The sequence below is a fragment of the Streptomyces sp. Y1 genome, assembly GCF_041053115.1.
Taxonomy (GTDB): domain Bacteria; phylum Actinomycetota; class Actinomycetes; order Streptomycetales; family Streptomycetaceae; genus Kitasatospora; species Kitasatospora rubellomurina.
Map to the genome: position 1 here is coordinate 2,486,331 of NZ_CP163445.1, position 26,061 is coordinate 2,512,391.

Sequence of the window (26,061 nt, forward strand, 5' to 3'; positions counted from 1 at the left end):
ACCGGCCCGGCTGGGCTGCACCGGCGAGCCGCTCGGCGCACCGGCATCCACTCCGACCGTACTGCTCGCACCGGCCGTCGCGGACCCCCCAGTCTGGCAGCACCTGCGCCGGGTGTCCGGCCGGTTGCACAGGGTTGATGCGGCAGCCTCACAAACGGGTGGGCAGAATCACCCTCTGGTGCCTGTTTCGGCGCCCCGGCCCCACGGGGTACCAAGCGGAAAGTAGGGTGGAGCGCTGCACCGGGCCACGACCCGACCCAGCGCCGCCGCTCACCCGGCCAGGCGCGCCCCGGGAGTCGGCGCCGCACCCCGGACAGCCAGGGCCAGAGCAGCAGAGGAGAAGTGGCAACGTGGTCACCGCGCGCGCAGCCGCCACCTTCGACCCGGACGGCCGCTCCGCGTCCGCCGCCCGCGGTTTCGTCCGGGACGCGCTGCTCGGCTGGGGCCTGCCCGAGGTCGTCGACGACGCCGTCGTCCTGGTCAGCGAACTCGTCACCAACGCCGTCGTGCACGCCGGCACCGCCGCCGACGTCTGCTGCCTGCGCGAGGAGGAGAGCGTCCGGATCGAGGTCACCGACCACCACCCCGAGCGCGGCCTGCCCTCGCTCGGCGACGTCCCGTCCTCCGACCGCTACGCCGACCCGGACGGCGAGGGCGGCCGCGGCCTGCTGATGTGCTCCGCCCTCGCCGAGCGCTGGGGCGTCGAGTACGCGGCCGGCCGCAAGACCGTCTGGTTCCGACTCGCCCTGCCCGCACACGTGCTCGGCACCCGCTACGCCGTTCCCGCCACCCCCGGCAGCGACCTGCCGAGCAGCACCGGCCCGGTCCACGTCGCCGTCGTCCAACTCGACGAGGACGGCCGCGTCCTCGCCTGGAACCCGGACGCCGAAGCACTCTTCCGCCACCCCGCCGCCACCGTCCTCGGCCGCCCCTGGGCCGACCTCGCCGTCTGGCCCACCCCCGCCGGCCGCGGCCCCGGCCTCACCGACACCCTGCGGCTGGCCCGTTGGGAGGGCGGCTACGGCCTGCGGCTGCCGGACGGCACCGAGGTCGAGGTGTACGGCGTCCAGGTCCGCGTCCGCGACACCGAGGGCGTCCCCTCCACCCTCTGCCTGCTCGTCCACGAAGCCGACCGCGCCGTCCTGCGCTCCCCCGCCCGCACCCTGCCCGGCGAACGCCCCGACCCCACCGGCCCCCGGCTCGACCTGATGGCCGGCCCGGCCACCGCCGACGACCTGGACGGCCTGCTCCAGCGCACCGTCGAACGCGCCCGGGACCTGCTCGACGCCGACGCCGCCTACCTGTTGCTCACCACCGAGGACGAGACCGAGTTCGAGGTCCGCGCCGCCACCGGCCTCACCTCCGGACACCGCCGGCACGCCCGCTTCCCGGTCGAGTCCGGCAACCGCTACGACTCCGCCCGGCTCCCCTCCGTCCACGAGGACCTCTCCGCCCGCCCCACCGGCCTGCCGCTCCTCACCGGCAGCGGGATGCGCTCCCTGGTCACCGTCCCGCTCAAGGTCGAGGGCCGGCTGATCGGCTCGCTCGGCATCGCCACCGCCGCGCCCGGCCGCTACGACAACGAGGACGCGCTGCGCCTGCAGTTCGCCGCCGACCGGGTCGCCCTGGCCATCGAGAGCACCCGGTTGTCCGAGCTGGAGCGCCTGCGCCGCGGCTCGCTGTCCTTCCTCGTCGAGGCCTCCGACCTGCTCGCCGGCACCCTCGAACACGAGCAGACCCTCGCCCTGATGGCCCAGATGGCCGTCCCCACCCTCGCCTCCTGGTGCGCCGTCTACACCAATGGCGACCACGGCTCCCCGTCCGACCTCGCCTTCGTCCTGCACGAGGACGAGGACCGGATCGACCCGCTGCGCGACCTGCTCGACAAGACCCCCGCCCCCGAGGCCGGCCCCAGCCACGGCGCCGACTTCTGGACCGCGCCCGCCGACACCGCCGCCGCCGGCGGCCTCACCGACAGCCCCGAACTCGCCGGCCTGCTCGGCGAGACCGTCGTGCTGCCGCTGACCGCCCGCAACCGGGTCATCGGCCTGCTCGCCCTGGGCGTCCCCACCGGCGTCCGGTTCCGCCAGGAGATCCTCGAACTCGCCGAGGACCTCTCCCGCCGGGCCGCCCTCGCCCTCGACAACTCCCGCCTCTACTCCGAGCGCACCGCCACCAGCCAGGCCCTGCAACGCAGCCTGCTGCCACCGGAGTTGCCCGAGATCCCGGGCGTCGAGGTGGACGTCTACTACCAGGCCGCCGGCGAGGGCAACGAAGTCGGCGGAGACTTCTACGACCTGTTCACCATCCGCGAGGGAACGTACGGCTTCGCCATCGGCGACGTCTGCGGCACCGGCCCCGAGGCCGCCTCCGTCACCGGCCTCGCCCGCCACTCGCTGCGTCTGCTCGCCCGCGAGGGCCTGGACGCCCCGCAGGTGCTGCGCCGGCTCAACGCGGCCATCCTGGACGAGGGTTCGCGCAGCCGCTTCCTCACCCTGCTCTACGGCGAGCTGACGCCCCGGCCGGACGGCAGCACCGAGCTGTCCCTGGTCTGCGCCGGCCACCCGCTGCCGCTGCGGCTGCGCACCGACGGCCAGGTCGACCGGGCCGCCACCCCGCAGCCGCTGCTCGGCGTCCTGGACGACCTCGACCTCACCGCCGAGCACCTGGTGCTCGCCCCCGGCGAGGTCCTGCTCTGCGTCACGGACGGCGTGACCGAACGCCGCGAGGGCCTGCGGATGCTCGGCGACGACGGTCTCGCCGAGGTGCTCACCGGCTGCACCGGCCTCACCGCAGGCGCCGTCGCGATGCGGGTGCAGCGCGCGGTCGAGCGCTTCGCCCCGGAGCCGCCGTCCGACGACATGGCGATCCTGACCCTCCGGGTGCCGACCCAGCGCGCCGTCTGAGCGGTTCCGGGCTTCCGGGCTTTCGCCTCTGAACGCTCGGCAGCTGACGCAGTCACAAATTGTTATCTTCACAAGGGTACAAGCGAACGACGCCGGGTACACCGATCTCACCGGGGAATCCCCCGGCGGGGACGCGACCAGCGGCTCTCCGCTGGCCCATCACTTCTGACCGCAGCCCGCGCACGCCACTGCCGTGCGCCCTCGGCGCGGTCGCGCGCATCCACCTCCGTCACCACCACACCACTGCGTCACTGCGCCCTGCGCGCGCCCAGAGTGAAAGGAGCCTCCGGTGAGCAACGAAGCTACCGGGGCAACGAACGCCCGCTCCACCGGAGCCGACGCGGGTAACCTCGGCTACCTCGCACTCGGCCTCACACTGCTCGCCTACGGTCTGCTCTCCACCGGCATCCTGCACGGCACCGGCGTCGGGGACGCCGCCCACCTCGCCCACCTCGTCGGCGGCGTCACCCTCTTCATCGCGGGCCTCTGGCAGCTCCGCGGCGGCGAGGGCTTCACCGGCACCGCCTTCACCAGCCTCGGCGCCTTCTGGGCGACCTGGTCGATGGCCGGCGGGGCCGGCAAGAACGCCGCCGGCCTGTTCCTGCTGCTGTGGGCCCTGCTCGCCCTCAGCCTCACCGCCGCGAGCTGGGGCGCGGGCCTGCTGAGCCGGCTCGTCTACGGCCTGCTGACGGTCGCGCTCGCGCTGGGCGCCCTCGCCACCTTCGGCGAGTGGAGCGGGCTGGCGAAGTTCGCCGGCTGGGTCGCGACCGCCTCCGGCCTCGCCGCCTGGTACTGGGCGACCTCCGCCCTCAGCAACGGTGCCTGGGGGAAGATCGCCCTGCCGGTCAAGTGACCTGCTTCGACCGATCCGGACTATCCGGACTATCCGGACGAGACGACCGGTCCGAGCGGTCCGCCTGACCCGCATCCTGCTCGACACCCGACCGGGGCCGGGCCTCCGCCAGCGCGGAGGCCCGGCCCCGCCGGCGTGCCACCCGGGCCGCCGACGCCAGGACGGCGTACGCGAGGAGCAGGATCGCGACGGCGACGATGCCGTCCGCCCAGAAGTGGTTGGCCGTCACCACGACGACGGCGACCGTCAGCACCGGGTGCAGCACCACGACCCACCGCAGCGGGCTCGGCGACACCCGCACCACGGCGACCGCCACCAGCACGCACCACGCCACGTGCACCGAGGGCATCGCCGACAGCTGGTCGGCGACCACACCGCCCACCGCGCCGCCGTACACCGACTGCCCGTACTGCGCCGCCAGGTCCACGAAGCCGTCCTGCGGCAGCATCCGGGGCGGCGCCACCGGGATGAACTGCACCAGCAGGCACACCGCCGTGGTGATCACCACCGTGTTCCGCACCCACGCGTACCGCTCGCGGTGCCGCACGAACACCCACAGCAGGACGACCAGCATCACCGCGAAATGCATCACCGCGTAGTAGTAGTTCGCCAGCCGCACCAGCACCGGGTACGGCGTGACCGCCGACTGCCAGGACACCTCGTCCGGCAGGCCGAGCGCCAGCTCGGTCCGATGGATCCAGCTCGCCCGGTCCAGCGCGTGGTCCGTGCTCATCACCGAGAGGTGCCCCACCAGCTGCCAGAGCGCGAACAGCGCCAGCAGCGTGCCGGCCTCCCGCAGCAGCGCCGACAACGACGGCTTCCGGACCCTCGCGGCGGCGAACGCACCGCCGTAGAGAACGGCGGCGGTACCCCCGGCGGACTGCCAGGTGAGGGTCAGGTTCTGCATTCGCAGAGGGTAACGCAAAAAGACCCCCTCCCGGACGGGAGGGGGTCTTTTTGGAATGATTGTTCGGCGGCGTCCTACTCTCCCACAGGGTCCCCCCTGCAGTACCATCGGCGCTGTGAGGCTTAGCTTCCGGGTTCGGAATGTAACCGGGCGTTTCCCTCACGCTATGACCACCGAAACACTATGAAACTGTCGACCCGCCGGCAAGGCGGTCGTTGTTTCAGAACAACACAGTGGACGCGAGCAACTGAGGACAAGCCCTCGGCCTATTAGTACCGGTCAACTCCACCCCTCACAGGGCTTCCATACCCGGCCTATCAACCCAGTCGTCTACTGGGAGCCTTACCCTCTCAAGGAGGTGGGAGTGCTCATCTCGAAGCAGGCTTCCCGCTTAGATGCTTTCAGCGGTTATCCCTCCCGAACGTAGCCAACCAGCCATGCCCTTGGCAGAACAACTGGCACACCAGAGGTTCGTCCGTCCCGGTCCTCTCGTACTAGGGACAGCCCTTCTCAACACTCCTACGCGCACAGCGGATAGGGACCGAACTGTCTCACGACGTTCTAAACCCAGCTCGCGTACCGCTTTAATGGGCGAACAGCCCAACCCTTGGGACCTACTCCAGCCCCAGGATGCGACGAGCCGACATCGAGGTGCCAAACCATCCCGTCGATATGGACTCTTGGGGAAGATCAGCCTGTTATCCCCGGGGTACCTTTTATCCGTTGAGCGACGGCGCTTCCACAAGCCACCGCCGGATCACTAGTCCCTACTTTCGTACCTGCTCGACCCGTCAGTCTCACAGTCAAGCTCCCTTGTGCACTTACACTCAACACCTGATTGCCAACCAGGCTGAGGGAACCTTTGGGCGCCTCCGTTACCCTTTAGGAGGCAACCGCCCCAGTTAAACTACCCACCAGACACTGTCCCTGATCCGGATCACGGACCCAGGTTAGACATCCAGCACGACCAGAGTGGTATTTCAACGACGACTCCCACCCAACTGGCGTTGGGCTTTCACAGTCTCCCACCTATCCTACACAAGCCGAACCGAACACCAATATCAAGCTATAGTAAAGGTCCCGGGGTCTTTCCGTCCTGCTGCGCGAAACGAGCATCTTTACTCGTAATGCAATTTCACCGGGCCTATGGTTGAGACAGTCGAGAAGTCGTTACGCCATTCGTGCAGGTCGGAACTTACCCGACAAGGAATTTCGCTACCTTAGGATGGTTATAGTTACCACCGCCGTTTACTGGCGCTTAAGTTCTCAGCTTCGCCTCGACGAATCAAAGCTAACCGGTCCCCTTAACGTTCCAGCACCGGGCAGGCGTCAGTCCGTATACATCGCCTTACGGCTTCGCACGGACCTGTGTTTTTAGTAAACAGTCGCTTCTCGCTGGTCTCTGCGGCCACCCCCAGCTCGGAGTGCAAGACTCGTCACCAGGAATGGCCCCCCTTCTCCCGAAGTTACGGGGGCATTTTGCCGAGTTCCTTAACCATAGTTCACCCGAACGCCTCGGTATTCTCTACCTGACCACCTGAGTCGGTTTGGGGTACGGGCCGCCATGAAACTCGCTAGAGGCTTTTCTCGACAGCATAGGATCATCCACTTCACCACAATCGGCTCGGCATCAGGTCTCAGCCTAATGAGTGACGGATTTGCCTATCACTCGTCCTACACCCTTACCCCGGGACAACCACCGCCCGGGCTGGACTACCTTCCTGCGTCACCCCATCGCTCACCTACTACCCCGTTGGGTCACCGGCTCCACCACTTCCCTTTGCCCGAAGGCTCCGGGACGGCTTCACGGGCTTAGCATCAGAAGGTTCAGCGTTGGCGCTTCAAAGCGGGTACGGGAATATCAACCCGTTGTCCATCGACTACGCCTGTCGGCCTCGCCTTAGGTCCCGACTTACCCTGGGCAGATCAGCTTGACCCAGGAACCCTTGGTCAATCGGCGCAAGAGTTTCCCACTCTTGTATCGCTACTCATGCCTGCATTCTCACTCGTATACCGTCCACGACTGGTTTCCACCGCCGCTTCACCCGGCACACGACGCTCCCCTACCCATCACAACAGGCGTTGGCCTATAGTTGCAATGACACGACTTCGGTGATGTGCTTGAGCCCCGCTACATTGTCGGCGCGGAATCACTTGACCAGTGAGCTATTACGCACTCTTTCAAGGGTGGCTGCTTCTAAGCCAACCTCCTGGTTGTCTCTGCGACTCCACATCCTTTCCCACTTAGCACACGCTTAGGGACCTTAGTCGGTGTTCTGGGCTGTTTCCCTCTCGACCATGGAGCTTATCCCCCACAGTCTCACTGCCACGCTCTCACTTACCGGCATTCGGAGTTTGGCTAAGGTCAGTAACCCGGTGAGGCCCATCGCCTATCCAGTGCTCTACCTCCGGCAAGAAACACGTGACGCTGCACCTAAATGCATTTCGGGGAGAACCAGCTATCACGGAGTTTGATTGGCCTTTCACCCCTAACCACAGGTCATCCCCCAGGTTTTCAACCCTGGTGGGTTCGGTCCTCCACACGGTCTTACCCGCGCTTCAACCTGCCCATGGCTAGATCACTCCGCTTCGGGTCTTGGGCATGCAACTCAGTCGCCCTATTCGGACTCGCTTTCGCTACGGCTACCCCACACGGGTTAACCTCGCTACACACCGCAAACTCGCAGGCTCATTCTTCAAAAGGCACGCAGTCACGGCCCACCAGCAAGCTGATGAACGACGCTCCCACGGCTTGTAGGCACACGGTTTCAGGTACTATTTCACTCCGCTCCCGCGGTACTTTTCACCATTCCCTCACGGTACTATCCGCTATCGGTCACTAGGGAATATTTAGGCTTAGCGGGTGGTCCCGCCAGATTCACACGGGATTTCTCGGGCCCCGTGCTACTTGGGAGATGAGCAAGCAAGCCGTACAGATTTCGTCTACGGGGGTCTTACCCTCTACGCCGGACCTTTCGCATGTCCTTCGACTACCCATACGGTTTCTGACTCGCCGACCGGCCGGCAGACCGATCAAGCTCATTCCCACGACCCCGTATTGGCAACCCCTGCCGGGTCTCACACCAATACGGTTTAGCCTCATCCAGTTTCGCTCGCCACTACTCCCGGAATCACGGTTGTTTTCTCTTCCTGCGGGTACTGAGATGTTTCACTTCCCCGCGTTCCCTCCACACTGCCTATGTGTTCAGCAGCGGGTGACAGCCCATGACGACTGCCGGGTTTCCCCATTCGGACACCCCCGGATCAAAGCTCGGTTGACAGCTCCCCGGGGCCTATCGCGGCCTCCCACGTCCTTCATCGGTTCCTAGTGCCAAGGCATCCACCGTGCGCCCTTAAAAACTTGGCCACAGATGCTCGCGTCCACTGTGCAGTTCTCAAACAACGACCAGTCACCCACCTCAACAAGCATGGGACCGGCAACCACTGAGACAACGTTTCCGTTCCCTCAGGACCCAACAACGTGCCCGACACAGTCAATCCCCGACCACGTTCCACGCCCGAAGGCAGTACTAACGATCCGATCTCTTCGCTGTGCCGAATAGTCAACGTTCCACCCATGAGCGAGCACTCCGGGACATTCGCCCGAAGCTGCTATGTGCTCCTTAGAAAGGAGGTGATCCAGCCGCACCTTCCGGTACGGCTACCTTGTTACGACTTCGTCCCAATCGCTGGTCCCACCTTCGACGGCTCCTCCCCTTACGGGTTAGGCCACCGGCTTCGGGTGTTACCGACTTTCGTGACGTGACGGGCGGTGTGTACAAGGCCCGGGAACGTATTCACCGCAGCATGCTGATCTGCGATTACTAGCAACTCCAACTTCATGGGGTCGAGTTGCAGACCCCAATCCGAACTGAGGCCGGCTTTTTGGGATTCGCTCCGCCTCACGGCATCGCAGCCCTTTGTACCGACCATTGTAGCACGTGTGCAGCCCAAGACATAAGGGGCATGATGATTTGACGTCGTCCCCACCTTCCTCCGAGTTGACCCCGGCAGTCTCCTGTGAGTCCCCATCACCCCGAAAGGCATGCTGGCAACACAGAACAAGGGTTGCGCTCGTTGCGGGACTTAACCCAACATCTCACGACACGAGCTGACGACAACCATGCACCACCTGTATACCGACCACAAGGGGGCACCCATCTCTGGATGTTTCCGGCATATGTCAAGCCTTGGTAAGGTTCTTCGCGTTGCGTCGAATTAAGCCACATGCTCCGCTGCTTGTGCGGGCCCCCGTCAATTCCTTTGAGTTTTAGCCTTGCGGCCGTACTCCCCAGGCGGGGAACTTAATGCGTTAGCTGCGGCACCGACGACGTGGAATGTCGCCAACACCTAGTTCCCAACGTTTACGGCGTGGACTACCAGGGTATCTAATCCTGTTCGCTCCCCACGCTTTCGCTCCTCAGCGTCAGTAATGGCCCAGAGATCCGCCTTCGCCACCGGTGTTCCTCCTGATATCTGCGCATTTCACCGCTACACCAGGAATTCCGATCTCCCCTACCACACTCCAGCCTGCCCGTATCGAATGCAGACCCGGGGTTAAGCCCCGGGCTTTCACATCCGACGCGACAGGCCGCCTACGAGCTCTTTACGCCCAATAATTCCGGACAACGCTCGCACCCTACGTATTACCGCGGCTGCTGGCACGTAGTTAGCCGGTGCTTCTTCTGCAGGTACCGTCACTTGCGCTTCTTCCCTGCTGAAAGAGGTTTACAACCCGAAGGCCGTCATCCCTCACGCGGCGTCGCTGCATCAGGCTTTCGCCCATTGTGCAATATTCCCCACTGCTGCCTCCCGTAGGAGTCTGGGCCGTGTCTCAGTCCCAGTGTGGCCGGTCGCCCTCTCAGGCCGGCTACCCGTCGTCGCCTTGGTGGGCCGTTACCCCACCAACAAGCTGATAGGCCGCGGGCTCATCCTGCACCGCCGGAGCTTTACACCCAGGAGCATGCACTCCCAGGTCATATCCGGTATTAGACCCCGTTTCCAGGGCTTGTCCCAGAGTGCAGGGCAGATTGCCCACGTGTTACTCACCCGTTCGCCACTGATCCACCCCGAAGGGCTTCACCGTTCGACTTGCATGTGTTAAGCACGCCGCCAGCGTTCGTCCTGAGCCAGGATCAAACTCTCCGTGAATGTTTACCGGTATTCCGGTCCACACCCGCGTTGAGCGGCACGGCAACCACCGGAATAGGGCGGCCCCGCGCACTGCGTCCTCGCTAGTGTTTATTTCAAAAGGAATCTCCAACCCCAGGAAACCTGAGGCCGGGGATGTCAACATATCTGGCGTTGACTTTTGGCACGCTGTTGAGTTCTCAAGGAACGGACGCTTCCTTCGAGCCGCCTTCCAGCGGGCCCTCCGGCGCTTCGTTCTTTCGTGTTTCCAGCTTATCAGATGTTTTCCGCTCCGTTTTCCGGGGCTTCGTCATCCAACTCGCCGGTGTCTTCCGGGGCTTGACGCCCTGTCCGACGTTTCAAACTCTAGCCGATCCCCGCTCCGAAAAGCGAATCCGGCCGAGTCCGACCGCAATCCGATAAAACGCGCACACTGAATAAGCACCCTGTCGCGACGCGAAAACGCAAACGCGACCCAGTGCGAACCAGGAAGTGGTGTTTCGAAGGATTGGCTACCCCGGGACCGTCCGCGCAGATGCGTGTCCGGTGCTCCCTGCCAGGCAGCTCGAAGAACTCTACGCGCTTCGGCCATCGGATGCAAACGAGGCGCAAAGGGCGCAGGCCGGGCCCCCGAGGGAGGGTCCGGCCTGCGGAGGTGCGGCTCAGCTGTTGGTGGGGAAGCCGAGGTTGATGCCGCCGTGGGACGGGTCCAGCCAGCGCTGGGTCACGGCCTTGCCCCGGGTGAAGAAGTGCACGCCGTCCGGCCCGTACGCGTGGGCGTCGCCGAACAGGGAGGCCTTCCATCCGCCGAAGGAGTAGTAGGCGACCGGAACCGGGATCGGCACGTTGATACCGACCATCCCGACCTCCACCTCGAACTGGAAGCGCCGGGCCGCGCCGCCGTCGTTGGTGAAGAGGGCCGTGCCGTTGCCGTACGGGTTGGCGTTGATGAGCGCCACGCCCTCCTCGTAGGAGGCGACCCGCACGACGGAGAGGATCGGGCCGAAGATCTCGTCGTTGTAGACGGACATGCCGGGCTTCACGTGGTCGAACAGGGTGGGGCCGAGCCAGAAGCCGTCCGCGGTGGGGGTGCCGTTCGCGTCCTCGGCGGTGACGGGGTGCTTGCGGCCGTCCACGGCGAGCTCGGCGCCGTCCGCGATGCCGGACTCGACGTACGAGGTGACCTTGTCCCGGTGCTGGCCGGTGACCAGCGGGCCCATCTCGGAGTCGCCGTTGCAGCCGGGGCCGACCTTGAGGGTCGCGATCCGCTGCTTGATCTTGTCGACCAGTTCGTCGCCGATCGGGTCGACCGCGACCAGCACGGAGACGGCCATGCAGCGCTCGCCGGCCGCGCCGAAGCCGGCGTTGACGGCGGCGTCGGCGGCGAGGTCGAGGTCGGCGTCCGGCAGGACGAGCATGTGGTTCTTGGCGCCGCCCAGGGCCTGCACGCGCTTGCCGTACCGCGTGCCGGTCTCGTAGACGTAGCGGGCGATCGGGGTGGAGCCGACGAAGCTGACGGACTTGACGTCGGGGTGCTCCAGCAGGCGGTCGACGGCCACCTTGTCGCCGTGCACGACGTTGAATACGCCGTCCGGCAGGCCGGCCTCCTTCCACAGCTCGGCGAGGAAGTTGACCGCGGACGGGTCCTTCTCCGAAGGCTTCACCACGACGGTGTTCCCGGCCGCGATGGCGATCGCGAAGAACCACATCGGCACCATGGCCGGGAAGTTGAACGGCGAGATGATCGCGACCGGGCCGAGCGGCTGGCGGATCGAGTAGACGTCGATGCCCGTGGAGGCCTGCTCGGTGAAGCCGCCCTTGATGAGCTGCGGGATGCCGCAGGCGTACTCGACGACCTCCAGACCGCGGGCGATCTCACCGAGCGCGTCCGAGTGCACCTTGCCGTGCTCGGACACGATGATCGCGGCCAGCTCGTCGCGGCGTGCGTTCAGCAGCTCGCGGAAGGCGAAGAGCGCCGTGGTCCGCCGGGCGACCGAGGCGGTGCGCCAGTCGGTGAAGGCGGAGGCGGCGGCGGCCACGGCCTGGTCGACCTCGGCGGTCCCGGCGAAGTCGACGTGGCCGGCGACCTGGCCGGTGGCCGGGTCGAAGATCTCACCGCGACGGGGCGCGGCACCGGCGGTGGCGACGGGCTTGCCGCCGATCCAGTGGATGATGTGCTTGCTCAAGGTCCGTCTGCCTCCGAAGTCCCGGGCGGCGTCCTGCCTCCGGTCCGGCGCCGCCGACTCGTGGGCCGGTCGGCGGGGGTTCGCGGGGCCACCGCGCTCGTCTCCCAGTCTGGTCGCCGCCCCGGCTCGGCTCAACGAACAGGCTGACGGAGATCAGGGATTCAGCCTTACAGGTCGTCCGGTCGGCTCAGGACTCCTCGTCCTCCAGGTACGGGTCGTGCAACCCGTCCGCCGCCTCCTGGGTCTCCAGCAGGTCCAGCCGCAGGTCCTGCGCCCACTCCAGCGCCCACCGCTTCAACCCGTCCACCTGCCCGGCCGGAACACCTCGGGCACGGAACCGGCCGTCCGCCGCCTCGGCCAGCGTCTCCAGCCGGTCGGCGAGCGCGGCGGGCTGGAAATCCGGGTCCAACTCCCGTGCCATCGCGAGAAGTTCGCCCTCCCGGTAACAGGCGGTGAGGGCCCGGACGTCGACCAGGTCGCGCGGCATGCCCCGGTCGACGAGCAGCGTGGTGGTGAGCGCCGCCGCGTCCTCCAGGGCGACGACCGGCAGCGTCACCGCGTCGTCGTCCGGCCCGGGGGCGCCGAGGTCGAGCCGGACGGGCTGGTGGCCGAGCGGCTCCTTCCGCAGCTCGACCGAGTGCGTGCGCGCGCCGAGCGCCAGCCGCACGGTGAGCTGTTCCAGCCGGGGCGTGCCGGGGCGCTCGGCGACGCCGCCGCCGGCCGCCCGGTAGGCCTCGGCCAGCGCGGCGGCCACCTCCGGCAGGTCGGCCCCGCCAGTGGCCAGGGTCAGTCCGTCCTGCGCGCACGCCGTCACGCCGTGGGCGCGCAGCGCGTGCCCACCGGCCAGCGCGAGCCCGTACCGCTCGCAGACGGGCGCGGCGAGGGCGGCGAGGCGCAGCTGGGCCGGGCCCGGGCGCAGGGACGGGTCGACGGCGTGCGGGACGGTGGTCACGCCTCCAGTCTGACGCGACCGCCCGCTCCGCGCGCCGCCGGACGATCGCCGCCGCCGGTCGGGCGCGCGGCGATCGGGCGCGCGGCGGCGGGCGACCCGGCCGGACTCAGCGGCCGCAGAGACCGGCCGCCGCCTCGTGCAGCGCGAGCTCCAGCAGCGCCGGGTCGGTGAGCCGGCCGGACCCGTCCGGCGGCACCAGCCACCGCACCCGGCGCCTGACCCGCCCGGGGTGCGGGACGACGATCCAGGTGCCCTCCCCGGAGCCGCGCACGCCGGTGCCGACCCAGCGGGCGGCGGTGCCGACCGGCACCAGGAAGCTGACCAGGTCCTCGTCGAAGTCGGCGAGGACCGGGCCGCACGGGCCGGCGTCCATGATGTCCACGGTCGGGTGCCCGAGCTGCCCGGGGACGGAGAGGACGTCCCAGCACCGGCCGGCCGGCATCGGCATCAGTCCCAGTCCGCTGCGCTGCCAGTGCGCCCGGAAGGCCGCCGGGTCCGGCATCACCTGGGTGAGCCAGTGCAGTCCGGTGTTCGCCATGTCGTTTCTCCCCGCTTCTCGCCACTCGTACCGATCGGGTGCGGCGGGGCGTTCGCGACCCGCCGCACCAGGGAGAGGCGGGCGGCCGGTGTCTCTTACACAGGTCCGGGAGGGCGGTCCCCCCGGGACGGCGGTCGGACGACAGGTCGTCGCCGGGAGGGATGATTCACCTGACACCCTGTTCACCTCCCCCGCCCCCGCCTGGAGGCCCGCGATGCTCCCCACCGTCGCCCGCGTGCTCGACCTGGAGGTGATGCGGCGCGGCCTGCCCCTGGTCGTGGCCGGCGGCGACCACCTGGAGCGGCCGGTCCGCTGGGTCCACGTCATCGAGCTGCCCGACGTCGCCGGCATGCTGCGGGGCGGCGAACTGGTGCTGACCACGGGCATCGCGCTGCCGGAGGACCGCGACGGGCTGTCCCGGTACGTCCGGGACCTGGACGAGCTCGGCGTGGCCGGGCTGGTGGTCGAGTACGGCCGGCGCTACCTCGACGCGCTCCCCCGCGCGCTGGTGCACGCCGCCGAGCAGCGCGGGCTGCCGCTGGTCGCCCTCCGCCGCGAGGTGCGGTTCGTCGCCGTCACCGAGGCCGTGCACGCCCTGGTGGTGAACGCCCAGCTGGAGCAGCTGCGGATCTCCGAGTCCGTCCACCAGGTGTTCAACGAGCTGGTGGTGGAGGGCGCCGAGCCCCCCGAGGTGATCCGCCAGGTGGCCCGGATGGCGGGTGCGCCGGTCGTGCTGGAGAACCTGGCGCACCAGGTGCTCGCCCACGACACCGCCGGGCGCCCGGAGGCGGAGGTGCTGGAGGACTGGGAGCGCCGCTCGCGCGGGGTCCGCCCGTCCGGCCGCACCGGTCACGACCCGCGCAGCGGTTGGCTGGTGACCGCGGTCGGCGCCCGCGGCCAGGACTGGGGGCGGCTGGTCCTCGTCCAGGAGCCCGGCCCGCTGCCCGGGGGCGAGCCGCACCCGCACGCCATGCTGCTGGAGCGCGGCGCGTCCGCGCTGGCGCTCAACCGGCTGGTGGTGCGCGACCGGGAGAGCCTGGAGCGGCAGACCCACCGCACCCTGCTCTCCGGCATCCTCACCCACGCGCTGACCGTCTCCGAGGTGGCGCTGCGCGCCCAGGCGCTCGGCGTGCCGCTGGAGGGCCGCCGGCTGGTCGGGGTGGTGCTGCGCCGGCGGCACGGGCCGATCCCCGCCGCGCTGGAGGCGCAGGCCCGGTTGCGCGACTTCACCGAGCTCGCGGCCGGCGCCGTCCGGGCCTGCGGGCTGTCCGCCCTGGTCGGTTCGCTGGACGACGAGGGCGTCGGCCTGCTGATCGCGCTCGGCGCGCAGCAGGACGAGCACGCGGCGCTGGACTCCTTCTCGGCCGCGCTGCGGCGGATGTCGGCCGAGGCCGGGTGGGCGGAGGGCGGGGCCGCGGGCCCGGTGGTCGCGGTCGGCTCCTCGGTCGGCGCGGTCCGGGACGCCCGGCGCACCCTGCTGGAGGCCACCCAGGTCGCCGACGCCGCGCTGCACGACGCCCCCGGCGGCGCCCGGGCCGCCTCCTACTACCGGCTGCCGGACGTCCGGCTGCGCGGCCTGCTGCACCTGCTGCGCGACGACGCCCGCCTGCAGACGTACGTGGAGCGGGAGTTGGGGCCCCTGCTGGCCCACGACGCCGAGCACAACGGGCAGTTGGTGCAGATGCTGCGGATCTACCTGGAGCAGGGCCGGAACAAGTCGGCGGCGGCCGACGCCGCGCACCTGTCCCGCCCGTCCTTCTACGACCGGCTACACAAGGTGGAGCGCATCCTCGGCGTGGACCTCGACCAGGTGGAGTCCTGCCTGTCCCTGCACGTCGCGCTGCTGGCCCTGGACGCCGTCCGCCGGTAGCGCGGAGAGCGCCCGGGCCCCGGGCGAACGAGCGCGCCCGGGGCCGGAGGTGACGAATCGTCAGACCGTGTGCGCGTCGGTGAGCGAGAGCACCTCGTCGAGCACCGCGAGGCCCGCCTTCGCCTCCTCCTCGGTGACGGTGCACGGCGGGACGACGTGGAAGCGGTTCATGTTGACGAACGGCCACAGCCCGCGCCGCTTGCAGGCGGCGGCCAGCTCGGCCATCGGCGCGTTGTCGGCGCCGGCGGCGTTGTACGGGACGAGCGGTTCGCGGGTCGCCCGGTCCTTCACCAGGTCGAGCGCCCAGAACACGCCGAGCCCGCGCACCTCGCCGATCGAGGGGTGCCGTTCGGCCAGTTCGCGCAGTCCGGGGCCGAGCACGGTCTCGCCGATGTGCGCGGCGTTCTCGACGATGCCCTCCTCCGCCATCGCGTTGATGGTGGCGACGGCCGAGGCGCAGGCGAGCGGGTGCCCGGAGTAGGTGAGCCCGCCGGGGAACGGCCGCTCGGCGAAGTCGGCCGCGATCTCGGCGCTGATCGCGACGCCACCCAGCGGCACGTAGCCGGAGTTGACGCCCTTGGCGAAGGTCAGCAGGTCCGGGGTGACCCCCCAGTGGTCGGCGGCGAACCACGCGCCGGTGCGCCCGAAGCCGGCCATCACCTCGTCGAGGATGAACACGATGCCGTACCGGTCGCAGATCTCCCGCACCCCGGCCAGGTAGCCCGGCGGCGGGACGAGGACGCCCGCGGTGCCGACCACCGTCTCCAGGATGATCGCCGCGACGGTGCCGGCGCCCTCGAAGGCGATCACCTGCTCCAGGTGCGCCAGCGCGCGCTCGCACTCCTGCGCCTCGTTCTCCGCATGGAAGTTGGAGCGGTAGGGGTACGGCCCCCAGAAGTGCACCACGCCGGAGACGCCGGTCTCGTTGGGCCAGCGCCGCGGGTCGCCGGTGAGGGCGATCGCGTTGGCGGTGGCGCCGTGGTACGAGCGGTAGGTGGCGAGCACCTTCTGCCGGCCGGTGTGCAGCCGGGCCAGTCGGACGGCGTTCTCGTTGGCCTCGGCGCCGCCGTTGGTGAAGAAGATCTTGTCCAGGTCACCGGGGGTGCGCTCGGCGATCAGCCGGGCGGCCTCGCTGCGCGACTCGACCGCGAAGCCGGGCGCGAGGGTGCAGAGCTTCGCCGCCTGCTCCTGGATCGCGGCGACCACCTTCGGGTGCTGGTGGCCGATGTTGGTGTTGACCAGCTGCGAGGAGAAGTCGAGGTAGCGGTTGCCGTCGTAGTCCCAGAAGTACGAACCCTCGGCGCCGGCCACCGCGAGGGGGTCGATCAGCGCCTGGGCGGACCACGAGTGGAAGACGTGCGCGCGGTCGGCGGCCTTGACCGCCCGGCCGGCGGCTGGGTCAGCGGTGGGGATGCTCATGGCGGTAAGGCTAGGGAGTTCCGGCCGCCGCGGGCAGGTCCATGCTGTCAGCCGCTCGCGCGCCGGGCCGACAGGGTGCAAAGGCGGCGGGCCCGGGTCGTGTCGACCCGGGCCCGCTGCCTACTCACAAGATCATCAGATCGTCAGATCGCGGTCATGACGTGCTTGACCCGGGTGTAGTCCTCGAAGCCGTACGAGGACAGGTCCTTGCCGTAGCCCGACTTCTTGAAGCCGCCGTGCGGCATCTCGGCGACCAGCGGGATGTGGGTGTTGATCCAGACGCAGCCGAAGTCCAGGCGGCGCGACATCCGCATGGCCCGGGCGTGGTCCTTGGTCCACACCGAGGAGGCCAGCGCGTACTCGACGCCGTTGGCGTACTCGACGGCCTGGTCCTCGTCGGTGAACTTCTGCACGGTGATGACCGGGCCGAAGACCTCCTGCTGGATGATCTCGTCGTCCTGGTTCAGGCCGGAGACGACGGTCGGGGCGTAGAAGTAGCCCTTGTCGCCGACCCGGTGGCCACCGGTCTCGACCTTGGCGTGGGCGGGGAGGCGCTCGATGAAGCCGGCGACCTGCTTCAGCTGGTTGGCGTTGTTCAGCGGGCCGTACAGCACGTCCTCGTCGTCGACGCCGCCGGTCTTGGTCTCGGCCGCGGCCTTGGCCAGCGCCTCGACGAAGGCGTCGTGGATCGACTCGTGCACCAGCACGCGAGTGGCGGCGGTGCAGTCCTGGCCGGCGTTGAAGAAGCCCGCGACCGAGATGCCCTCGACGGCCTCGGCGATGTCGGCGTCCTCGAAGACCACGACCGGGGCCTTGCCGCCGAGCTCCAGGTGGACGCGCTTGACGTCCTTGGAGGCCGACTCGGCGACCTGGATGCCGGCCCGGACGGAGCCGGTGATGGAGGCCATCGCCGGGGTCCGGTGCTCGACCATCAGCTTGCCGCTCTCGCGGTCGCCGCAGATGACGTTGAAGACGCCGGCCGGCAGGTCGAGCTCCTTGAGCACGCCGCCGATGATCTCGGCCAGCAGCACGGTGGAGGCCGGGGTGGTGTCCGAGGGCTTCAGCACCACGGTGTTGCCCGCGGCGATGGCCGGGGCGAACTTCCAGACCGCCATCATCATCGGGTAGTTCCACGGCGCGACCTGGGCGCAGACGCCGACCGGCTCGCGGCGGATGATCGAGGTCATCCCGTCCATGTACTCACCGGCGGCCTTGCCCTCGAGCAGGCGGGCGGCGCCGGCGAAGAAGCGGATCTGGTCCACCATCGGGCCGATCTCCTCGGAGAGGGTCAGCCCGCGCGGCTTGCCGGTGTTGCGCACCTCGGCGTCGACGATCTCGTCGGCCCGGGCCTCGACGGCGTCGGCGATCTTGAGCAGCAGCTTCTGGCGGGTGCTCGGGGTGGCGTCGCGCCAGATCGGGAACGCGGCGGCGGCCGAGGCCATGGCGGCGTCCACGTCAGCGGCGCCGGACAGCGGCGAGGTCGCGTACACCTCGCCGGTGGTCGGGTCGACGATGTCGAGCGTGCGGCCGTCGGCCGCGTCGACGAACTCACCGTTGATGTAGTTGCGCAGCGTGCGAAGGTCGCTCACGGATCTTCTCCTCGGTCTGGGCCTGCGGCATTGCAGATTCCGGCGCCATGGTACGTCGGCGGGTCCGCCGTACGAAGGGGGCCGAGTGGCCGGGCCTGGGGCGTCGCGGTCCACTGGTGGCGGTACGCGCGCGATGCCGCGGGGCGGCGCGCGTACCGTGCCAGAGTAACCGCACGACTGCCGTGATCGACAGGCCGAGTCCGGGATGGCGATGAAATCCGTACGGGTTTTCCGAGATCTCGACGAAATCAGCAGTTTCCGCGCTTGCGAACGAGGGAACGATCGGGCACAGTGGCCGCGTGGCCAACCGCGACCGGAACGCGAGTGTTCCCCTCGACGCCGCCTCCAAGGCGATCATCGAGCAGCTCCAGGAGGACGGGCGCCGCCCGTACGCCGCCATCGGCAAGGCCGTCGGCCTGTCCGAGGCTGCCGTGCGTCAGCGCGTCCAGAAGCTGCTCGACCAGGGCGTGATGCAGATCGTCGCCGTCACGGACCCGCTCACCGTCGGCTTCACCCGCCAGGCGATGGTCGGGATCCGGGTCGAGGGTGACATCGAGCCCGTCGCCGACGCGCTGGCCGCCCTCGACGAGGTCGACTACGTCGTCTGCACCGCAGGCTCGTTCGACCTCCTGGCCGAACTGGTCTGCGAGGACGACGAGCACCTGCTCGAAATGATCAACAAGCGCATCCGCGCGCTTCCCGGCGTGCGGAGCACCGAGAGCTTCGTTTACCTGAAGCTCCGGAAACAGACCTACACCTGGGGCACCCGATGACAGCCGACCCGGCGCAGAAGGACCTTTCCAAGACCGCCTACGACCACCTGTGGATGCACTTCACCCGCATGTCGTCGTACGAGAACTCCCCCGTGCCGACCATCGTCAAGGGCGAGGGCACCTACATCTGGGACGACAAGGGCCGGAAGTACATCGACGGCCTCGCCGGCCTGTTCGTCGTGCAGGCCGGTCACGGCCGCACCGAGCTCGCCGAGGTCGCCGCCAAGCAGGCCAAGGAACTCGCGTTCTTCCCGATCTGGAGCTACGCGCACCCCAAGGCCGTCGAGCTGGCCGAGCGCCTGGCCAACTACGCCCCGGGCGACCTGAACAAGGTCTTCTTCTCCACCGGCGGCGGCGAGGCCGTCGAGACCGCCTGGAAGCTGGCCAAGCAGTACTTCAAGCTGATCGGCAAGCCGACCAAGTACAAGGTGATCTCCCGCGCGATCGCCTACCACGGCACCCCGCAGGGCGCGCTGTCCATCACCGGCCTGCCGGGCCTGAAGGCCCCGTTCGAGCCGCTGGTGCCGGGCACCCACAAGGCCCCGAACACCAACATCTACCGCGCCCCGCACTACCTGGAGGGCCCGGACGGCACCGTCGACCCCGAGGCCTACGGCCGCTGGTGCGCCGACCAGGTCGAGGAGGCCATCCTCTTCGAGGGCCCCGAGACCGTCGCCGCCGTCTTCGTCGAGCCGGTGCAGAACGCCGGCGGCTGCTTCCCGCCGCCGCCCGGCTACTTCCAGCGCCTGCGCGAGATCTGCGACCGCCACGACGTGCTGCTGGTCTCGGACGAGGTCATCTGCGCCTTCGGCCGCCTCGGCACCATGTTCGGCGCCGACAAGTTCGGCTACGTCCCGGACATGATCACCTGCGCCAAGGGCATGACCTCGGGCTACTCCCCGATCGGCGCCACGATCATCTCGGACCGCATCGCCGAGCCGTTCTACAAGGGCGACAACACCTTCCTGCACGGCTACACCTTCGCCGGCCACCCGGTCTCCTCGGCCGTGGCGCTCGCCAACCTCGACATCTTCGAGCGCGAGGGCCTCAACCAGCACGTGCTCGACAACGAGTCCGCCTTCCTGGGCACCCTCAGCAAGCTGCGCGACCTGCCGATCGTCGGCGACGTCCGCGGCAACGGGTACTTCTACGGCATCGAGCTCGTCAAGGACAAGGTCACCAAGGAGACCTTCAACGACGAGGAGACCGAGCGCGTGCTCTACGGCTTCCTCTCGAAGGCCCTCTTCGACAACGGCCTGTACTGCCGCGCCGACGACCGTGGCGACCCGGTCGTCCAGCTGGCCCCGCCGCTGATCTCCGACCAGTCGACCTTCGACGAGATCGAGCAGATCCTGCGGACCAGCCTCACCGACGCGTGGGCGAAGCTCTGATCCCCTGAGGATCCCCGAGCCCTCTTCCCCACCCTCCGCCGAAGGGCGGTCCCGCTTCCCGCGGGGCCGCCCTTCGGCGTTCGCGGCGGACCCCGCCGCCCGGCGGCACGGCCCCGGACGCCGGACGGCCCCGGACGGCCCCGGACGGCAGCACCCCGGGATCACCCGGGATCACCGTCTGATCACAGTCGTACGACCAAACATGCCTGAATGCGGGTGATTTGCCCGTGATGGACCAGAGCGCCGCAACCGCGCCCGTCCCCGGTCGTTCTAATCTGACGACTGTCATATCCCTGCGGCCACCCAGGATGGAACCCCATGCCAGCGGCACCGCCCGACAACGACGTGCTGTGGGCCCGAGGGATCGTCAAGTCCCACGACGGCACCCCCGCCCTGCGCGGCATCTCGATCGGCGTCCGCGAGGGCGAGGTGCTCGCCGTCACCGGCCCGCGCGGCTCCGGCAAGAGCACCCTGCTCGGCTGCCTCTCCGCCCAGCTCCCGGTCGACGAGGGCGAGGTCTGGTTCAACAGCGCCCCCGTGCACACCCTCGGCCGGACCGGCCGCGAACGGCTCCGCCGCGACCGCTTCGGCTTCGTCGGCTCCGAGCCGCACCTGGTGCCCGAACTGACCGCCCGGGAGAACGTCGCCCTGCCGCTGCTGCTCGCCGGCGCCGGTCACAAGGCCGCCTACACCGCCGCCGGCGAATGGCTGGAGCGCCTCGACGTCGGCGACGCCGCCCGGCACCGCCCCGACCGGCTGGTCCAGAGCCAGCGCCAGCGGATCGCCGTCGCCCGCGCGCTGGCCCCGCTGCCGCCCGTCGTCTTCGCCGACGACCCCACCGCCCCGCTGCACCGCGAGGCCGCCGACCAGGTCCTGCGGATACTGACCAGCGCGGCCCGCTCGCACCAGCTCACCCTCGTCCTGGCCACCCACGACCCCGAGCTCGTCCGGTTCGCGGACCGCGCCGTCGCCCTCGTCGACGGACGGCTCACCGCGCCCGCCGCCCCCGTCCCGCGCGGCGCCGCCGCCCCGGGCACGGCCGGGGCGTCCGCCGTCACGGCCACCCGCCGCTGACCGCACCGAACCGCCGAGCCGACGAGCCGCCGGCGCCGAGCCGCTGAAAGAGTCGCCGTGTTCTACCTCCGCCTGGCCCGGGGCTACCGGGTGTCCGACCTCGGCCGCTGGCTGCTCACCACGCTGGCCGCCGGCCTGGTCGCCGCCTTCCTGCTGCGCTCCCTCGGCCGGGCCATGAGCGACCCGCACGGCGGCGCCGACCCGCTGGTCCGGCTGCTCTGGTGCCTGCCGCCGCTCGTCGCCGTCGCCTGGTTCGCCGCCGTCGCCGCCCGCTCGGTACCCGCCCGGCGGCCCGCCCGGATCGCCGGACTCACCGCCGCCGGCGCCGGCTCCGGCCGTATCCGGGCGCTGATCGCCGGCGAGGTCGCCCTCGCCTGCACCCTCGGCAGCGTGCTCACCCTGCTGCTCTTCCTGGTCCTGCGCAACGACATCGCCGGGCCCTCGCTCGCCCCCGACCTCGGCATGGGCGTCCCGCTGCCGGCCGCCGCGCCCGTCACCCTGCTCGCCCTGGTGCCGCTCACCTCGGGGATCGCCGCCGCCTGCGCGGTGCCGCACCCCGCGGCCATGCCCGGCGCCCGCGTCCACGACCGCACCGGCTTCGCCGCCTGGCGGATCGCGCTGCCGGTCGGACTCGTCGTGATCGGCGCCGCCCTCGAACTCATCGCCCTGCGGCCCGGCGCCGCCGAGGACGGCCGCCCCATCCACCTGCCCGCCGGGCTCGGCTCCACCAGCACCGCCGCCCTCGGCGGCTGGGCCGCCAGCGCCCTCGGCCTCGCCCTGCTCACCGGCCCGCTGCTCGGCTGGACCGGCCGGCTGCTCGCGCTCGGCCGGCCCACCCCGCTGCGCCTGCTGGCCGGCCGCGGGCTCACCGCCCAGGCCCGCCGGCTCGGCCCGCCGCTGGCCGTCCTCACCCTCGTCCTCGCGGTGGTGCTCACCACCATCCGCTACTGGATCGGCACCCCGGACAGCGCCGACGCGCTGCCCGCCGTCGAGGCCTGCCTGGTGCTCGGCTGCGCGGCCGCCGCGGTGGTCGCGCGCCTCGCCGAGGTCCGCACCGACCGCCGGGCCGTCACCGGCGCGCTGCTGCGCCTGGGCACCTCGCCCCGGCTGCTGGTCGGCGCGGTCGCGCTGCGCACCCTGGCGGTCGGCACCACCCTGCTGCTCACCGGCGGGGCGACCGCCGCACTGGCGGCCGCCGGGCTGCGGTAGGGCCCGGCTCCGCTCAGCCGGCCGCGGCGAGCTGACCGCAGGCGCCGTCGATCTCCTGGCCGCGGGTGTCGCGGACGGTGGTCGGCACGCCGTGCGCCTGCAGCCGGCGGACGAACTCGCGCTCGTCCTCGGGCCGCGAGGCCGTCCACTTGGAGCCGGGCGTCGGGTTCAGCGGGATCAGGTTCACGTGCACCCGCTTGCCCTTGATCAGCCGGCCGAGCAGGTCCGCGCGCCACGCCTGGTCGTTGATGTCCTTGATCAGCGCGTACTCGATGGAGATCCGGCGGCCGGACTTCTCCGCGTAGTTCCACGCGGCGTCCAGCACCTCGGCGACCTTCCACCGGGTGTTCACCGGCACCAGCTCGTCGCGCAGCTCGTCGTCCGGGGCGTGCAGCGAGAGCGCCAGGCGGCAGCTCAGGCCCTCGTCGGCGAAGCGGTGCATCGCCGGCACGAGGCCGACCGTGGAGACGGTGATGCCGCGCTGGGACAGGCCGAAGCCGTCCGGCGCCGGGTCGGTCAGCCGGCGGATCGAGGCCAGCACCCGGTTGTAGTTGGCCAGCGGCTCGCCCATGCCCATGAAGACCACGTTCGACAGCCGCGCCTCCCCGCCGGGGACCTCCCCGGTCTTCAGGTCGCGCATCCCGGCGGCGATCTGCTCGACGATCTCCGCGGTGGACAGGTTGCGGGTCAGCCCCGCCTGGCCGGTCGCGCAGAACGGGCAGTTCATGCCGCAGCCGGCCTGCGAGCTGATGCACATGGTGACCCGGTCCGGGTAGCGCATCAGCACGGACTCGACCAGCGTCCCGTCGAACAGCCGCCACAGCGTCTTGCGGGTCGCGTCGTCGTCGCAGGAGACGTGCCGGACGACCTTCATCAGCTCGGGCAGCAGGCTCTCGGTGAGCTTCTCCCGGCTCGCCGCGGGGATGTCCGTCCAGCTCGCCGGGTCGTTCGACATCCGGCCGAAGTAGTGGTTGGAGAGCTGCTTGGCGCGGAACGGCTGCTCGCCCAGCTCGGCGACGGCCTCCTTGCGCTCGGCGGGGCTCAGGTCGGCGAGGTGTCGCGGGGGCTTGGCGCCGCGCGGCGCGACAAAGGTGAGTTCTCCGGGCTTAGGCATGGTTGTTCCAGTGTCGCAGACGCGCGAGGGCCCCGGACGCCGTGCGTCCGGGGCCCCGCCGTGATCGGTGCCTCAGCTGCCGACGAAGGCCGCCAGCAGCAGCCAGACCACCGGGGCGGTCGGCAGGAGCGAGTCCAGCCGGTCCATGATCCCGCCGTGGCCGGGCAGCAGCGTGCCCATGTCCTTGATCCCGAGGTCGCGCTTGATCATCGACTCGCCCAGGTCGCCCAGGGTCGCGGTGACGGCCGCGCAGCCGCCCAGGATCAGGCCCTGCCACCAGCTGCCGTCGTCGATGATCAGCTGCATCAGCAGGGCGCCCGCCAGCATCGACAGCGCGATGCCGCCGGCCAGGCCCTCCCGGGTCTTGCCCGGGCTGATCGTCGGGGCCAGCTTGTTCTTCCCGAACTTGTAGCCCACCGCGTAGGCGCCGGTGTCGCTGCAGATCGTGACGATCAGGAACAGCACGATCCGCTGGGGGCCGTCGTCGGCCGCCAGCATCATCGCCACGAAGGTCGCCAGGAACGGCACGTAGAAGGCGGTGAACACGCCTGCCGTTATGTCGCGCAGGTAGTTCTCCGGCGGCGCGGCCATCCGCCAGACCATCACCGCCAGCCCGGTCAGCGCGAGCGAGGCCGCCGCCCACTGGACGCCGGCCCAGTAGCCGGTGGCGACCATAGCGACGCCGCCCACCACCAGCGGCACCAGCGGCGCCTTGATCTGCTTGCGCTCGGAGAGCCGGCTGGTCAGCTCCCAGACGCCGACCGCCACGGCGGCCATCACGACGACCAGGAACAGCGCCTTCACCACGAACAGCGAGGCGACGATCACCGCGCCGAGGCCGACCCCCACGCCTATGGCGGCCTGGAGGTTGCGGCCGCCGCGCTGCTTGCGCGGCTCCGGTTGCGGGGCGGGCTGGGCGGCCACGGGTGTCTCCTGCCCTGGGTGGGACGACGGCGCGAAGGCGGGCTGCCCGGCCGCCGGGTGGCTCGGCGGCGGCGCGGGATGCACCGGAGCCCCCGGGTGCGGCGGGGTGCCGTGGCCGGGGGCGGGGGTGGCGTCGCCGGTTATCGCGCGCAGCACGACGGTCTCCGACCCGCCGGGGGCGTCCGGACCGGACGGCTCGTCCCGGAACAGCGGACCGCTCAGCCGACCGGCCTCCCGGGCCGGACCGGAGCCGTCAGCGGCCTGCGGGCCGGGGTCGGGCGCGCCGGGGAACGGGCCGGGGTCGGCCGGTACGGGAGGCATGACCTGAGTCTCCTCCGCGTCGCCGCCCCAGTACACCGGAGGCTGCTGCGGGTGATCCGAACGGATGCCGCCGCCGCCCGGCGCGCCCGGGTGGACCGGGGCACCGGGGTGGCCCGGGGCCGGCGCGGGAGCCGGGTACTCGCCGTACCCCGGCGCCGGGTGGGCCGGGGTACGGGGTGCCTGCGGCTGCGGCGCCGGTCGGTAGGGCTGGAACTGCTGGTCGGACGGGCCCCAGTAGCCAGGGGCGTCAGGGGCGTCGTTCATCAGACCTCGAGCAGCTCGGCTTCCTTGTGCTTCAGCAGCTCGTCGACCATGGCCACGTACTTGGCCGTGGTGTCGTCGAGCTCCTTCTCGGCGCGGCGGCCGTCGTCCTCGCCGACCTCGCCGTCCTTCACCAGCTTGTCGATGGCGTCCTTGGCCTTGCGACGCACCGAACGGATCGAGACCTTGGCGTCCTCGCCCTTGGTCCGCGCGATCTTGATGAACTCGCGGCGGCGCTCCTCGGTCAGCTCGGGCAGCACCACCCGGATGATCGAGCCGTCGTTGGACGGGTTGACGCCCAGGTCGGAGTCGCGGATCGCCTGCTCGATGGCCTTCAGCGCGGTCTTGTCGAACGGCGAGACGACCGCCATCCGCGGCTCCGGCACCGAGAACGAGGCCAGCTGGTTGATCGGCGTGATGGCGCCGTAGTACTCGGCGACGATCTTGGCGAACATCGCCGGGTGCGCACGGCCGGTGCGGATGGCCGCGAGGTCGTCCTTGGCGACGACGACGGCCTTCTCCATCTTCTCCTCGGCCTCGAGGAGGGTCTCTTCGATCACTGTGGTCTCCCTGTCCGGTTCATCTGCTGTGGTCCCGACCGGTCCCGGCGTCGAGGCCGGTCACGGCGTCGGCGCCGTCCGGTG

The 26,061-nt window shown here is 69.9% G+C and carries 16 protein-coding genes and 3 rRNA genes; 7 read left to right on the forward strand and 12 right to left on the reverse strand.

Going from position 1 to position 26,061, the window contains the following annotated elements; genetic code table 11:
- The first annotated feature begins 350 nt into the window (after nt 1-350).
- Both AB2U05_RS10360 and AB2U05_RS10365 read left to right on the forward strand, forming a co-directional pair.
- On the forward strand, nt 351-2,906 hold the full coding sequence (locus AB2U05_RS10360; protein WP_369183081.1) for a SpoIIE family protein phosphatase: 2,556 nt from the start codon (nt 351-353) through the stop codon (nt 2,904-2,906).
- Nucleotides 2,907-3,195: 289 nt separating this feature from the next.
- Nucleotides 3,196-3,759 (forward strand): GPR1/FUN34/YaaH family transporter, encoded by a 564-nt coding sequence (locus tag AB2U05_RS10365; protein ID WP_045698424.1) that lies wholly within the window; start codon nt 3,196-3,198, stop codon nt 3,757-3,759.
- Here the strand turns inward: AB2U05_RS10365 and AB2U05_RS10370 are convergent.
- The 7 genes from AB2U05_RS10370 to AB2U05_RS10400 all read right to left on the reverse strand — a co-directional run bounded on the left by AB2U05_RS10370 (nt 3,752) and on the right by AB2U05_RS10400 (nt 13,472).
- Nucleotides 3,752-4,666 (reverse strand): phosphatase PAP2 family protein, encoded by a 915-nt coding sequence (locus AB2U05_RS10370; protein ID WP_369183082.1) that lies wholly within the window; start codon nt 4,664-4,666, stop codon nt 3,752-3,754. The two genes, AB2U05_RS10365 and AB2U05_RS10370, sit on opposite strands and share 8 nt — an antisense overlap.
- A gap of 61 nt (nt 4,667-4,727) precedes the next feature.
- Nucleotides 4,728-4,844 (reverse strand): 5S ribosomal RNA (gene rrf, locus AB2U05_RS10375).
- Nucleotides 4,845-4,915: 71 nt separating this feature from the next.
- Nucleotides 4,916-8,033 (reverse strand): 23S ribosomal RNA (locus AB2U05_RS10380).
- Between the two features lie 260 nt (nt 8,034-8,293).
- A 16S ribosomal RNA gene (locus AB2U05_RS10385) occupies nt 8,294-9,817 on the reverse strand.
- The 16S, 23S and 5S rRNA genes sit together here, the layout of an rRNA operon.
- Nucleotides 9,818-10,458: 641 nt before the next feature.
- Entirely contained in the window at nt 10,459-11,982 is a 1,524-nt protein-coding gene (locus tag AB2U05_RS10390) for a CoA-acylating methylmalonate-semialdehyde dehydrogenase (protein ID WP_045700202.1), read from the reverse strand.
- A 187-nt stretch (nt 11,983-12,169) separates the two neighbouring features.
- A complete protein-coding gene (locus tag AB2U05_RS10395) occupies nt 12,170-12,934 on the reverse strand; it encodes a hypothetical protein (protein ID WP_369183083.1) in 765 nt (254 codons plus the stop codon).
- Nucleotides 12,935-13,040: 106 nt separating this feature from the next.
- The gene (locus AB2U05_RS10400; RefSeq protein ID WP_045700204.1) at nt 13,041-13,472 is read right to left on the reverse strand and encodes a hypothetical protein; all 432 of its coding nucleotides are present in this window, start codon (nt 13,470-13,472) and stop codon (nt 13,041-13,043) included.
- A 214-nt stretch (nt 13,473-13,686) separates the two neighbouring features.
- Here AB2U05_RS10400 and AB2U05_RS10405 point away from each other — a divergent pair, with 214 nt between their 5' ends.
- Nucleotides 13,687-15,342 carry a PucR family transcriptional regulator ligand-binding domain-containing protein gene (locus tag AB2U05_RS10405; protein WP_045700205.1) on the forward strand — a complete coding sequence of 552 codons (1,656 nt, stop codon included), beginning with the start codon at nt 13,687-13,689 and terminating at the stop codon, nt 15,340-15,342.
- 60 nt (nt 15,343-15,402) lie between these two features.
- On the opposite strand, the gene AB2U05_RS10410 is transcribed toward AB2U05_RS10405, so the two are convergent.
- Nucleotides 15,403-16,761, reverse strand: a complete 1,359-nt coding sequence (locus AB2U05_RS10410; RefSeq protein WP_045700206.1) for an aspartate aminotransferase family protein — start codon at nt 16,759-16,761, stop codon at nt 15,403-15,405.
- A gap of 143 nt (nt 16,762-16,904) precedes the next feature.
- A complete protein-coding gene (locus tag AB2U05_RS10415; RefSeq protein WP_045700207.1) occupies nt 16,905-18,350 on the reverse strand; it encodes a gamma-aminobutyraldehyde dehydrogenase in 1,446 nt (481 codons plus the stop codon).
- 299 nt (nt 18,351-18,649) lie between these two features.
- Here AB2U05_RS10415 and AB2U05_RS10420 point away from each other — a divergent pair, with 299 nt between their 5' ends.
- The 4 genes from AB2U05_RS10420 (at nt 18,650) to AB2U05_RS10435 (ending at nt 22,797) form a co-directional block, all read left to right on the forward strand.
- Nucleotides 18,650-19,123 (forward strand): Lrp/AsnC family transcriptional regulator, encoded by a 474-nt coding sequence (locus tag AB2U05_RS10420; protein WP_030306695.1) that lies wholly within the window; start codon nt 18,650-18,652, stop codon nt 19,121-19,123.
- The gene (locus AB2U05_RS10425) at nt 19,120-20,514 is read left to right on the forward strand and encodes an aspartate aminotransferase family protein (RefSeq protein WP_030290419.1); all 1,395 of its coding nucleotides are present in this window, start codon (nt 19,120-19,122) and stop codon (nt 20,512-20,514) included. Before AB2U05_RS10420 ends, AB2U05_RS10425 begins: the two co-directional genes overlap by 4 nt.
- Before the next feature lie 318 nt (nt 20,515-20,832).
- Nucleotides 20,833-21,588 carry an ABC transporter ATP-binding protein gene (locus AB2U05_RS10430; RefSeq protein WP_045700209.1) on the forward strand — a complete coding sequence of 252 codons (756 nt, stop codon included), beginning with the start codon at nt 20,833-20,835 and terminating at the stop codon, nt 21,586-21,588.
- A gap of 57 nt (nt 21,589-21,645) precedes the next feature.
- On the forward strand, nt 21,646-22,797 hold the full coding sequence (locus AB2U05_RS10435; RefSeq protein ID WP_052706617.1) for a hypothetical protein: 1,152 nt from the start codon (nt 21,646-21,648) through the stop codon (nt 22,795-22,797).
- Between the two features lie 13 nt (nt 22,798-22,810).
- On the opposite strand, the gene rlmN is transcribed toward AB2U05_RS10435, so the two are convergent.
- From rlmN to frr, 3 genes are all read right to left on the reverse strand, one after another.
- On the reverse strand, nt 22,811-23,911 hold the full coding sequence (rlmN, locus tag AB2U05_RS10440) for a 23S rRNA (adenine(2503)-C(2))-methyltransferase RlmN (RefSeq protein ID WP_045700210.1): 1,101 nt from the start codon (nt 23,909-23,911) through the stop codon (nt 22,811-22,813).
- Between the two features lie 72 nt (nt 23,912-23,983).
- Nucleotides 23,984-25,420 (reverse strand): phosphatidate cytidylyltransferase, encoded by a 1,437-nt coding sequence (locus AB2U05_RS10445; RefSeq protein ID WP_369183084.1) that lies wholly within the window; start codon nt 25,418-25,420, stop codon nt 23,984-23,986.
- Nucleotides 25,420-25,977: a ribosome recycling factor gene (frr, locus tag AB2U05_RS10450; protein ID WP_045700212.1), complete on the reverse strand. Its 558-nt coding sequence runs from the start codon at nt 25,975-25,977 to the stop codon at nt 25,420-25,422. The genes AB2U05_RS10445 and frr overlap by 1 nt, the downstream gene beginning before the upstream one ends.
- Nucleotides 25,978-26,061 lie beyond the last annotated feature (84 nt).